Raw genomic sequence first — 10,830 nt, 5'->3', positions numbered from 1 at the left:
TGCCGTCTATCTTCAGTTTCATATCACTCACTATCGCACCTTAAGCACCGCTTAGCCTCAATCACCGCCATATTTTCACTAAACCCCTGCTCGACCTCGACGAAGCTGTGGACATCTCATAAGGGCTAACTAATAACCACCGCATCGAACTTGCAAACATCCATGCAGGTACCGCATCTCGTGCACTTGTCTGGGTCGATGACATGGAGTTCCTTTTTCTCCCCCGTTATGGCATCTGCCGGGCACGCCCGCAGACAAACTCGGCAGCCCGTGCAATTTTCGTTAATCGAATAGGTAATGAGTTCCTGGCAGACGCCGGCCGGACACCTACTATCCGTAATATGCGATAAATACTCCTTCCGGAAATATCGCACCGTGGTAAGCACCGGATTTGGCGCCGTTTGTCCAAGACCACATAGAGAGCCGGATTTGACTGTCTCGCCAAGTTTCACTAAAGTATCTATGTGTCCGGGTGTCCCCTTGCCTTCGGTGATTTCCGTGAGCATGCGGAGCAGGTGCTGGGAGCCCATCCTGCACGGCGTGCATTTTCCGCACGATTCTTTGTGGGTGAATTCAAGGAAGTACCTGGCGATATCCACCATGCACGAGTCCTCGTCCATGACGATCATGCCGCCGGAACCCATGATTGACCCGGCTTTCGTAAGTTCTTCGTAATTCACTGGCAGCTCGATAAGTTCTTCCGGGAGACACCCCCCTGAAGGGCCGCCGGTCTGGACCGCCTTGAATTTCTTGCCGTCCGGAATGCCGCCGCCAATATTGAATATGATATCCTTCAGGGTAATGCCCAGCGGCACTTCGATCAGGCCGGTCCGGTTGATTTTTCCAGCCAGGGCGAATGTCTTGGTCCCCCGGCTCTTTTCCGTGCCGTACCGGGTGAACCATTCCGCTCCTCTGTTCAGGATCTCGGACACGTTGGCCAGGGTTTCCACATTATTGATAATGGTCGGTTTTCCGTGGAGCCCGCAATCGGAGGGAAAGGGGGGCCTGGAGCTGGGCATGCCCCGACGCCCCTCGATTGACGCTATGAGTGCCGTCTCTTCCCCACAGACAAAAGCTCCGGCTCCCTCCTTTATCCTTATGCTGAAATTGAAATCGGTACCCATGATATTCTCGCCGAGAAACTTGAGTTCTTCCATCTGCCTGATGGCGAGATTGAGTCTCTCGACGGCAAGCGGGTATTCGGCCCGTATGTAGATAAAACCCTGACTTGCGTCAATGGCATAGGCGGCGATTGTTAAACCTTCCAGGACTGCGTGAGGATCACTCTCGAGAACCGCCCGGTCCATGAAAGCCCCCGGGTCACCTTCATCGGCGTTGCAAATAACATACTTTGTATTATTTTGTGTCCTGCGGGCGAATTCCCATTTTATCCCAGTTGGGAAACCAGCACCCCCGCGTCCGCGCAGGCCGGAGTTCTTTACCTCCTTGATAACTTCCTCCGGCATCATACCAAGCGCCCTGGCGAGGCCGGAGTATCCGCCCCTTGCCACATAGTGGTGCACGTTTGTGGGATCAATCAGTCCCGCATTCCGCAGTATAATGCGTACCTGGCCCTCCATCATTGGCAGATTGGAGACGTCGGGGATTCCTTCAATTGCAGCATCACCGAGGGTAGCGAGAGCCAGGTCCGGTCGCGGATTGCCGTTTTCGATAACATCTTCGACCAGATCCGCGACCATCTTCTCGGTCACATTATTATACATCACCCGCTGCCCGTCGGGGAGGCCGATTTCCACGAGCGGCTCCGCATAGCACATTCCGAGGCACCCTACCTCGTAGAAATCCGCCGCAATGGAACGTGTAGCGAGCTCCTTTTCAAAAGCCGCACGGACACTCAACGCTCCTGCAGCGCGGCCGCACGTCACGGCTCCTATCAATATCCGTGGACGTTCCAGCCGGTTAAATGCCTCCCATTCCCGCTGTGCTTGTTGCTGTATGTTTTCGAACTTCATTCGATGGCTTTCAGAAGCCTTTTGATTTTCTGTGCGCTCATTCTTCCGTGAACCGTGTTATCTATCACAACTACGGGCGACAGCGCGCAGGAACCGAAGCACGCCACGCTGTCCAGACTGAATTTATAGTCTGACGTAGTCTCACCCGGACTGATGCCGAGGTATTTGGTTGCTTCGTTCATGATTCGTTTGCAGCCCCTGACGTGACATGCTGTTCCCTGGCATACTTTCAAGATGTGATCGCCCGGGCACGTGAATCTGAACTGCGTGTAAAACGTTACTACGCCGTATATGTCATTTTCTGATATGTTCAGGTGGCTGGAAATAACTTCTACTGCCTCTTCGGATATATAACCCAGCTTCTTCTGGATTCCCTGGAGAATCGGGATCAGGCTGTCCCTGTGCTGTTCGTGTTCTTTCAATATACCGCGGATGTCTTGTTTTGTTATTTCTCGTATTGCCACTTCTCGTGTGCCCTCTTTTCCTGGTTCTGGTATATACAGAGCCGCTTATGCTCTTTGGTAGTGCGGCCGATGCCCTGGACAATAATGGTGATCTCACCCTTATCGGGATCGCTCTCCGCAATCGTGATCGGGATATGCTCGCCATCGGGATGGACCTGGAGAATCACGAATTGCCCGGCCTGATGTTTACGGGCAATGTAGGCGGCCTCGATGCGGAACATCTTGACATCCGGCGCTATGAACTCGGCTGAAACTATCGGATACATAGTTACTGCATTCTTTATCTGAGTACAGCTGTCCTTTTAATTGCGTTTAAGGCCAGGCTTTTAACGTGCTTTTTATAGTCTGAAATTTATTGTGGGGAATAGGAGAGATTCAACAAAATAGCACCATCAAGTCTTGTTTTAGATAATGGGCATGGATAGCAATAGAGCTTTGTCTGCTAGCTATCTATCCCATGAAGCTGGTGAGCATGAGCCTGAATCTTGCGGATGGCCGCTGCAATTCCATCCATCATGGAGCGGTCAGCCAGCAGTTCAAATTGGCGCAGCCAACAGCCATTTTGACAGACTTTTTCTGTGATGGGCATCTCGCTGTGCGGTTCAGAAGTGCCGGATGCGCCTTGGCCTGTATCCGGGCTGAGGAAGGGCAGGCTATGAAGGGGCCGATAACCTTCGGTGACCACTACTCCCTCGGCGTTGAGGGCTTCCAGGAAGCGGCTCTTCGACAGATTATCGAAATAGCTGCTATCGTAGATGAAGATCAGCAGGTGGTAGGCATTCCGGATAGTGCCGGGGTAGCGCCGAGCGCAGGTGATGCCCGGAATAGTATTGAGGAGTTCCTCCAGGTAGCGTCCATTGGCCTCACGAGTGGCGGCCCATTCTTCTAAAAAAGGCATTTGGTGGAGCAGCGCGGCGGCTTGAAATGCTGAAATACGCAGGTTCAAGCCCGGTGCCACGTGCTCGTACCAGGGTCCCTCGAGGGTTCGTCCACAGTTATAGATTTCGTAGGCGCGCTGGTAAATCTGCTGGTCATTCGTCAGTAGGATGCCCCCTTCACCACTGGTTATGTTCTTGGAGGATTGAAATGAAAAGCAGCCTACGTCCCCGATAGACCCTACCTTGGTGCCGTTATAAATAGCACCGTGTGCCTGAGCCGCGTCTTCGATGACTGCCAGGCGGTGCTTCTGAGCCAGGTCGCTGATAGCGTCCATGTCCGCAGGATTACCACCGACGTGCACCGGCATAATGGCCTTGGTTCTGGGCGTAATGCGGCGAGCGGCATCCCGGGGATTTAGATTGAAGGTCCGGGCATCAATATCGGCAAAAACAGGCGTGGCTCCCGTGAATAGAGTAGCCGTCGCCGATGCCAGGAAGGTATAGGCCGGGACAATGACCTCGTCCCCCGACCCCACGCCCAGGGCTTTCAGGGCAGCGACCAGCGCTAAGGTCCCGTTAGCCATGGCTAGGGCATATTTCGCGTCGTGATACTGGGCGAATGTGTCCTCAAACTGGCGGATGGTCTTGGATCGCACGCCCCACTGGTCCCCATCCACAACGTGGGTGAGAGCCTCCGCTAGGCCGGGTAGCCGGGGCGGCCATGACGGCCACCGTGATCGGTCTACAGTAGGTTCGCCGCCAAGAAGAGCAGGCTGCTGAAAAGGCGCGGTCATGTGGTTGTGTTCAAGGCTGATTTTCAGGGGCCAAAGCTACATGCTGGAGGGTCTGATTACCCCCATTTTTCTACTCTGGAGTGCGTTGGCCTTCAGGTATTGCGTTCAATGTTTCTTAAAAGGGGTGAACTGGCTTGTGGATTGCCGGTCTCCTATTATGCAGTAAGTAATTCTTTACCGATTTATTTAGGAATTTGCCCAATTCCCCATAGGCGCTACCGGTACATATCTGGAGACAGCCGGGTTGGTACGATTCGGCAGCCTCCTTTGGAGCGTTGAATCATAGAAAAATTCGCTACCCCACCACATTTAACTTGACTGATCTTAGTGCCCTGATCCAACTTTATTAGGTAGCCAGCAAGTGTGGATAACTTGTGGATAACCCTCCCAATGCCACACGCGCTTTCACATTAACATACCTTAATCTATGAACGCCAGTGGATACTTCTATCATTTGGCAAGACTGCCTTACTCTCATCAAGAATCGCGTTGCCACCCAGACCTTTCAGACCTGGTTCGCACCGCTAAAAGTTGCCAGTCTGGAGGAATCCTATCTCACCTTACGGGTTCCCAGCCAGTTCTACTACGAATGGCTTGATTCGCATTACCGGCCCCTCATCCTTGAGGCTATCAAACAGGCCACCGGGAGGGATTTCCAGGTCCGGTATAGTGTGGTCTTGGGAGAGGCGATTGCGGAGGAGTCTCCCCGCCGTTTGTCGACGAGAAGTGAATTTAAAAACAGCTTTTCCAAGCTCTCCCAGCTGAACCGCCGCTATACCTTTGAAAACTTCATTGAGGGTGCCGGCAACCAGTTCGCTAAAGCGGCCGCCTTGTCGATTAGTGACCGGCCACAGAAAAACCTGTTCAACCCCCTGGTTATCTATGGTGGCGTGGGCCTCGGCAAAACTCACCTGCTCCAGGCTGTGGGGAACCATGTTCTGGCTAAAGAATCCCAGACACGGGTCGTGTACGTCACCAGTGAAAAGTTCACCTTGGACTTCATTTCAGCCATTCAGAAGAACCGAACCACGGCCTTCTCCAGATATTACCGAAATGTGGATATGTTGCTGGTAGACGATATCCAATTCTTCCAGAAGAAGGAGCAAACTCAAGAACAATTTTTCCATACTTTTAATGATCTCTACCAGCGCGGCAAGCAGATTGTGATGACCTTGGACCGCTCTCCTAGTGAGCTGGAAGGGCTGCAAGACCGCCTCATTTCCCGGTTCCAGTCCGGCCTCATCGTGGACATCCATCCCCCCGATCTGGAAACGCGAATCGCCATACTCATGCATAAGGCCGAGGAAGATGGGCTCGAAATCCCCTATGACACCACCGAGTACATTGCCCGTTGTATTAAGACCAACGTGCGCGACCTTGAAGGGGCTCTCATCCGCCTGCTGGCATACAGTTCGCTCCGCAACCAGGAGATTACCCTTGATATGGCGCGGCAGGTGGTCCAGGAAATTCTTGGCAAGCGCGCTGCGAGAACCACCACGGTGGATGAGGTCATTAGAGCCATATCCAAGGAGTTCAACATCCGGGAGACCATACTCGTGGGTAAGGGGCGCCCCCATGATATCGCCCTGGCGCGACAGGTAGCTATGTATCTGGCCCGGGAACTCACCGGTGCTTCGCTGGTCAATATAGGGTTGCATTTCGCCGGTAGGGACCACTCCACCGTAATACATGCCTGCCGCACGGTTGAGAATAAAACGGAAGCTGACCCGGTCTTCAGAGCTCGCGTGGACACCGTCCGTAAAGAGCTCGCCAACGTTGTGTATTAGAATATTCCAGACCCCATATCTTGGATCGAGCAGAAATCTTCCCGCCGCAAAAGGCTGACCAAACATTGTAAACTGGGCTAACTGGCCCCCGGTTCATGAAATGGATGCTCATTATCCTCACTACAGCACAGCCAGACCCTGATATGGCCCTGGTTTGTCGGCCCTTATATCAGAGGTGTTTGCCTTTCCCTGTTGAATGACATCTCTGACCCGCCAGGCTGAGGGCCCCATTGCTATTCCCGCCGACTGGAGGTAGATTTCGCTAGAATCCCATCCCCTTGGGCACTATTAATGCTGTAGGTTAGGGATTCGATTCCTTACTACTATGTTTTATCCCTTCGAGGGTAATTGACGAGGGTGTCATGAATAAACAACCGAAATCCAATCCAAACCAACCGAAAGCAAGCACCAAACATCCAGACAGGCCTGCTACGCCCCCGGTTGCAGGTAAGGAGGGCAAACGAGGCCCATCGCGGATAAGCAAGCTATTCACGGCCGTGGGGCAGAAGCTGTTCTTGGTGATTATATCTGCGGTGGTGGTGTTTGCTGCCGCGGCAGCAGGGGCCTTGATCACCTACGAGGTTCAGCGCGATGTGTGGGAGCAAAAACTTCAGCATGAGGAGCAACAGCAGCTGGTGGATAAGCGCATCGAGCTGATGGAGAAAACCATAGCACTCATGAGCAGGAGCAAGGTCGTGAGGGAAATGGATGAAACTGACAAAAAGACCACTCTCTCCACCCTGGCCAAAGTAGGCCTGGATCCCACCAAGATCGTCGATGTGATTGGCAAAAGTCTGAAAGAGAAATCGCTCGCCAGGTGCGCCGTTATGGAATCTCGCTCAGAGTATGCCACTATTCTCCGTCTGGATGCTATCTTCTTCGGCGATAAGACCCGGAAGGCGGTGGAGGCACTTCTGGATGAAGACCCCTGGTGGAACGCCGACCCCCGCCTGAGGGAGAACCTCATCGCGGCTCTGGAGGACGATTTTTTCAGCGAGGGATCCACTGACTAAAAAGCCCACCATGAGCCCTATTACTAGGGCCGAGGCCTTCCGGCTGATCAGAAAGACCCGCGCTTCCCTCCACCATGTGGATCCCTACGTAGATGACGCCGTTAGAGACGCCCAGGAAATCTACTTTGTGCGCTTTCAAGATGCTGAGCGCTTCCTGGCCCTGATCTGGCCCGAGGTCGAAGGCGGCAGAATCCTTACCCCCCCGGATGAGCCGCGCACCTTGAAAGATGTCGCCAATCGCATGATCTATAGTGACTGGACCTTTGAGGATCTTAACCAGGACCTGGGACTGCCATTAGATGAGCATGATCCCGAACTATTCGTTAAAAGTCTCTACCTTGATGAGAACTTCGATTATGATAAGTTCGGCATGCTGATCATTGCGCCTTCCACCCAAGAAGAACGGGAGCAGTCTACCGACGGTTCGTTTTACATCTACGATGGCTTTCATCGCGGCCTGGTCCTGGCCAAACGACTGCTTAGGGAGGAAGTAGATTACCAGCAGGTAACGGCCTTTCTGGTCATCCCCAGGCCACTCTGATTATTGAGTGGCCCTATGCCTGCAGCGGTTAGTATCCCTCCAACCTTTAGGCGCGATAAGGAATTTGCTCTCCGTGGGCAATCTGAAGGCGGCCCTACTTGCCGAACAGGGCCGGAACAGTGAGCGTTATGGCCGGTATGTAAGTGATGACCAGTACACCGATGGCCAGGATGATCAAGTAGGGGATTACGGACAAGTACACTCTGGGCAGGGTTGAGTCAAAGCGGTAGCTGCTGAGGAACAGGTTCATCCCAATGGGAGGGGTCAGGTAGCCCAGTTCCAGATTCACCAGGAAGATAATTCCCAGGTGCACCGGGTCGATTCCGAAGGCCTGGCCCATGGGGGCAATGAGCGGCACCACCACGATGATGGCTGAAAAAATGTCCATGAGCGCCCCGACGATGAGAAGGGCACCGTTCAGGGCGAGGAGGAATACTATCTTGGAGTGGATATGGGCCTGGACCCAGTAAAGGGCTCGTGTGGGCACCTGAGCATCCACAAGATAACTGGTCAGTCCCATGGCTACTCCCAGGATAATCAGCACCCCGCCTACTAGGGTGGCACAATTGACCATGGTGGGGATAATATCTTTGGTTATTTTCAAGTCGCGGTAAACAAAGACCTGGATCGCGAAGGCGTAGACGGCCGTGACAGCAGCTGTCTCTACCAGGGTTGCCACTCCACCGAATAAACCTCCTAAGACAATGACCGGCGTGAGTACCTCCCACTTCGCCTCCCACAGCGATTCCCAGGCCTCCCGCAGTCGGAACCGGGTCCTCTGGGTTTTGCCCAGAATGCCCTGCCTGATGCCCCATGTGGAAACAATGGTTACCAGCAATAAACCGGGCAATATGCCCGCCAGAAAAAGACGGTCGATGGGGGTCTGAGCCCGGATGCCGTAAAGAATGACCGGCAGGCTGGGGGGGAACAGTAGTCCTATGGAGCCGGAGGCGGTCAACAGGCCGGTGGAGAATTTTCGGCTGTAAAGGTCTTTGATAAGCATCGGAAACAGCAGGCCGCCCAGGGCCAGGATCGTCACACCGGAGCCGCCGGTGAACGAGGTAAAGAAAGCACATACCAGCACCGATACCAGCGGTGTACCGCCGGGAATCCAGCCGAACCAGGCCCGGAACACCCGCACCAAACGCCTTGAAGCACCACTTTCAGCAAAAAAGTAGCCAGCCATGGTGAATAGGGGAATCGTTGGCAACATGGGATGAACCACGATGCGATACGTCTCCGCTGGAATGGCGGCCATGACGCCCAATTCATTCCAGAAAAGCAAAATGGCTGCACCGCCCAGAATGACGAAGATCGGGGCTCCCATGATGACGGCGGCGATTAGACCGGCGAATCCCACGTAGACGGCCCAGCCGCCCTGCAGCTCCCTGCCAATCCCTAAGTAGGCCAGCAAAGCAACGCCTGCCAGCACCAGCAACCGGTAACGCCACTGGGAACTGCTCCGCGTGAGCAGCCGCCATGCCATGATGCCAAATCCCACCGGCATCACCAGCTGCGCCATCCATATCTGTATCGGCCCCTGGATGCTGCGCGGGAAAGCCCGTTCTACTGACATGAGATGGTAACTGGCCACTAGAAGAGCGAATGTGACGCCTACTGAGGCAATTCCGGATCCGACTCCGGCCCATTCACCCCACCGGTCCCTCAGCCAGGTGGTCTCGCCGGTCAGGGACAGCAAGCGCCCCTCCCGGGAAGCCAACATGGCACCCACAAAGCCGATCCAGAGTGTCAGGTGCTGGACCATGACAATCGACCCGGTGATGCTGGTCTTGAAAATTTCCCGGGCCAGGACTTCGGCCATGGGCAGAACGGCCATAATGGTCAGAATAAGGATTACAGCCAGATCCTCCAGAGCGTGCAGTTTGCGCCGGATCATCGACAGAGCTGTGGCGAGAGAGGATTTAATGATGAGTACGATCCGGTTTATGGTAGGCTGAAATTATGGCTGTTCATTATCTGCTTGAGCCCCAGTACCCGATCGTACATAGTGCTATCTACCAGGGTGCCCCGAAGTATATGACCGTACTGGTTATAGAAACGTTGCCATTGAGACCGTTCTTCGGTGGTAATGTCTACCACTTCCAGGCCGTGCTCTTGCATTAATGCCACCGCCTCATCATCCATATAGCGAATTTCGTTCTTAATACGCATCGCCCGCATTTCAACCGCTGCGAGCAGCTCCGGTCGTAGACCATTAGGGATGCGATCCCAGGCCGTTTGATTGATGATCAGGCCACCGGTCATGGCGGCCCAGCGTAAGTTGGTCATATACTTGGTGATCCCGAACCATTGGAAAGAGGCCACCGTCAGGGGAGAGCTGTCGATGGCATCAATAAGCCCCGTCTGTAGTCCCGGCAGGACGTCTACGGCTGAGAGCGATACTGCCTGGAACCCGGCCGTTTTCCATAATCGCGGTGAGTGGGGATCGCCGGCCCAGGTGAATAGGCGCAATTGTCGCAGGTCATCCGGCGTTCTTACCGGCTGACGGGTGAACCAGTAGACCCAGCCTACATCGGCCCATGCGAGCACGATAACTCCCTTTTCCTGGTATCGGCGTCGCAGCTCCGGCTCCACCTGGGCCCGGAGCCAGTCCAGCTCGGCGTAGTCATTTACCAGCAGTGGCAGCGATAGCCCGTAAATCCCCCTGTCAATGTAACTGAGCCCTTCGGCTGTGAGGGCGGCGGCGTGCACCTGATTAAGGCGCATTTTACGCACCATGTCGCTCTCATCACCTAATACGCCTCCGGGATAGATCTGCAGTCGCACTTGTCCATTCGAGATATCTCGCCAGTCCTGGGCAATTTCCTGGAGCACCTGATGCCAGGGCGAGCCCTCCGGCGCTAGGGAAGCTATTTTGATATTTATTGGCCCGGTGCCGGCCTGCAGCCAGGCTCCCGTCAGGGAACCCACCGCCAAGAGCAATGCCCACCAACTCTTATAAATGATTACGCGTCCTACAGAAAAAGGTCATCGATCCGCTTGAGGAGCCACCTGGCTCGGCGCTTGGCTAGGCGGTTGGTGATACCGCCGGCCTTAACCGCCAGAGCCCGGTTCATCATGGCTTTGAATTGCTCCCGGTCCTGCTCTTGCACGCAGATATGCTCGCCATAGCTAACGAATAGGCTGGCGCTCTTGCCCTGGGAGTAGGACAGCGCCTGCTCATAGTAGTGCTTGGCCAGGGCCAGTGATCCACCCATCATGGCCGGGCGGCTCGCCTCGTAGACCATGAGCAGCTCGTAAGCGGCGCCTTCTAAATAGTCCGGCTGCAGCTCGGTCACGCGGTGGGCTAATGCTCCCACCTGGGGCAGGCGGATGAGCATTTCCGGCTTGTCCTTGGACAGGCCGATGGCTGAACCCAG

General features: G+C 54.6%; 10 protein-coding genes. 3 read left to right on the top strand and 7 right to left on the bottom strand.

The genetic code is table 11. The features are described 5' to 3' along the window. Positions 1 to 125 precede the first annotated feature (125 nt). From nuoF to ACETWG_13720, 4 genes are all read right to left on the bottom strand, one after another. Positions 126 to 1,973 (bottom strand): NADH-quinone oxidoreductase subunit NuoF, encoded by a 1,848-nt coding sequence (gene nuoF / locus ACETWG_13735; GenBank protein MFB0517643.1) that lies wholly within the window; start codon positions 1,971 to 1,973, stop codon positions 126 to 128. Continuing rightward, positions 1,970 to 2,437 carry an NADH-quinone oxidoreductase subunit NuoE gene (gene nuoE, locus ACETWG_13730; protein MFB0517642.1) on the bottom strand — a complete coding sequence of 156 codons (468 nt, stop codon included), beginning with the start codon at positions 2,435 to 2,437 and terminating at the stop codon, positions 1,970 to 1,972. Before nuoE ends, nuoF begins: the two co-directional genes overlap by 4 nt. Beyond that, complete coding sequence (locus tag ACETWG_13725) at positions 2,419 to 2,703, bottom strand: hypothetical protein (GenBank protein ID MFB0517641.1); 285 nt, start codon at positions 2,701 to 2,703, stop codon at positions 2,419 to 2,421. Before ACETWG_13725 ends, nuoE begins: the two co-directional genes overlap by 19 nt. A 176-nt stretch (positions 2,704 to 2,879) precedes the next feature. After that, a complete protein-coding gene (locus ACETWG_13720; protein MFB0517640.1) occupies positions 2,880 to 4,109 on the bottom strand; it encodes a DegT/DnrJ/EryC1/StrS family aminotransferase in 1,230 nt (409 codons plus the stop codon). 437 nt (positions 4,110 to 4,546) lie between these two features. On the opposite strand from ACETWG_13720, the gene dnaA reads away from it, so the two are divergent. From dnaA to ACETWG_13705, 3 genes are all read left to right on the top strand, one after another. Continuing rightward, entirely contained in the window at positions 4,547 to 5,896 is a 1,350-nt protein-coding gene (gene dnaA, locus ACETWG_13715; GenBank protein ID MFB0517639.1) for a chromosomal replication initiator protein DnaA, read from the top strand. A gap of 518 nt (positions 5,897 to 6,414) precedes the next feature. Continuing rightward, the gene (locus ACETWG_13710) at positions 6,415 to 6,909 is read left to right on the top strand and encodes a hypothetical protein (GenBank protein ID MFB0517638.1); all 495 of its coding nucleotides are present in this window, start codon (positions 6,415 to 6,417) and stop codon (positions 6,907 to 6,909) included. Positions 6,910 to 6,919: 10 nt separating this feature from the next. Continuing rightward, positions 6,920 to 7,450 carry a hypothetical protein gene (locus ACETWG_13705; GenBank protein MFB0517637.1) on the top strand — a complete coding sequence of 177 codons (531 nt, stop codon included), beginning with the start codon at positions 6,920 to 6,922 and terminating at the stop codon, positions 7,448 to 7,450. Between the two features lie 94 nt (positions 7,451 to 7,544). On the opposite strand, the gene ACETWG_13700 is transcribed toward ACETWG_13705, so the two are convergent. From ACETWG_13700 to ACETWG_13690, 3 genes are all read right to left on the bottom strand, one after another. After that, on the bottom strand, positions 7,545 to 9,347 hold the full coding sequence (locus ACETWG_13700) for a TRAP transporter large permease subunit (GenBank protein MFB0517636.1): 1,803 nt from the start codon (positions 9,345 to 9,347) through the stop codon (positions 7,545 to 7,547). A gap of 47 nt (positions 9,348 to 9,394) precedes the next feature. Beyond that, on the bottom strand, positions 9,395 to 10,381 hold the full coding sequence (gene dctP, locus ACETWG_13695) for a TRAP transporter substrate-binding protein DctP (protein MFB0517635.1): 987 nt from the start codon (positions 10,379 to 10,381) through the stop codon (positions 9,395 to 9,397). 44 nt (positions 10,382 to 10,425) lie between these two features. Further along, on the bottom strand, positions 10,426 to 10,830 hold a 405-nt coding region (locus ACETWG_13690; GenBank protein MFB0517634.1), incomplete at its 5' end, for a TRAP transporter TatT component family protein.

The organism is Candidatus Neomarinimicrobiota bacterium (assembly GCA_041862535.1).
Classification (GTDB): domain Bacteria; phylum Fidelibacterota; class Marinisomatia; order SCGC-AAA003-L08; family TS1B11.
The sequence above is the reverse complement of the archived record's forward strand: the minus strand, read 5'-3'. Positions and strand labels throughout refer to the sequence as shown.

Bases quoted from the DNA above. Each gene is read 5' to 3' on its own strand.
- ACETWG_13720 (MFB0517640.1), bottom strand. From the start codon at position 4,109: ATGACCGCGCCTTTTCAGCAGCCTGCTCTTCTTGGCGGCGAACCTACT.
- ACETWG_13705 (MFB0517637.1), top strand. From the start codon at position 6,920: ATGAGCCCTATTACTAGGGCCGAGGCCTTCCGGCTGATCAGAAAGACC.
- ACETWG_13700 (MFB0517636.1), bottom strand. From the start codon at position 9,347: ATGATCCGGCGCAAACTGCACGCTCTGGAGGATCTGGCTGTAATCCTT.
- ACETWG_13725 (MFB0517641.1), bottom strand. From the start codon at position 2,703: ATGTATCCGATAGTTTCAGCCGAGTTCATAGCGCCGGATGTCAAGATG.
- nuoF (MFB0517643.1), bottom strand. From the start codon at position 1,973: ATGAAGTTCGAAAACATACAGCAACAAGCACAGCGGGAATGGGAGGCA.